Annotated in this window: 1 protein-coding gene; it reads left to right on the plus strand. The window is 73.3% G+C overall.

Translation table 11 applies throughout. The features are described 5' to 3' along the window. Nucleotides 1-952, plus strand: a 952-nt coding sequence (locus H5407_RS23495) for an AMP-binding protein (protein WP_183106908.1), incomplete at both ends; no start/stop codon positions are given.

The raw sequence follows: 952 nt of genomic DNA on the forward strand, positions 1-952 counted from the left end.
TGGGCGGCTGGCTGGCGCAGCAGGGCGTGGGCGAAGAGGACCGCGTGGCGGTGTGCGTGCCGCGCTCCATCGCCTGGGTGCAGGCACTGCTGGGGAGCTGGCTGGCGGGAGCGGGCTATGTGCCGCTGGACCCGCAGTGGCCGGATGCGCGACTGGCACAGACGCTGCAGGACTGCGCGCCCAAGGCGATCCTGACGCTGGGAGCGGCCCAGCAGGAGCGCCTGCGCAGGCTCAGCGACACGGCGGAAGCGCCCGTGCTGGACCTGGAGCAGCCGCTGCCGGCCAGCGAGGCACAGGAGCCACCGCAGCAGCGCCAGGCCTCCCGCCTGGCCTATGTGATCTACACCTCGGGCTCCACCGGGGTCCCCAAGGGGGTGATGGTGGAGCAGCGCCAGTTGGCGCAGCTGGTGCAGTGGCATGTGGGCCGCTTCGGGCTGGGCACGGGGCACCGCAGCGCGCTGACCGCTGGCGTGGCCTTTGACGCCAGCAGCTGGGAGCTGTGGGTGGCGCTGGCCAGCGGGAGCACGCTGGTGATCCCGCCCTTGACCGAACAGGGCGAGGGGCTGGACGCGGGGTCGCTGCTGACGTGGTGGCGCGACCAGCGGCTGGACAGCAGCTTCCTGGTGACGCCGCTGGCGGAGCTGGCACTGGCCGAAGGGCCGTTGCCGCAGGGGCTGCGCACGCTGCTGACCGGCGGCGAGCGGCTGCGCCGGGTGCCGGCCACGCTGCCCCAGGGGTTGAGGCTGGTGAACAACTACGGCCCGACGGAGACCACGGTGGTGGCCAGCTCCGGTGCGTTGCAGGCGGGGCAGGAGTCGCCGGACATCGGTGCGGCGATCAGCAACACGCGGCTGTATGTGCTGGATGCGCAGCAGCGCGAGGTGCCGCTGGGCGCGGTGGGGGAGCTGTACATCGGCGGCGCCAGCGTGGCGCGAGGCTACCTGGGGCAGCC

The sequence above is a fragment of the Mitsuaria sp. WAJ17 genome, from assembly GCF_014174515.1.
Classification (GTDB): Bacteria; Pseudomonadota; Gammaproteobacteria; order Burkholderiales; family Burkholderiaceae_C; genus Roseateles_B.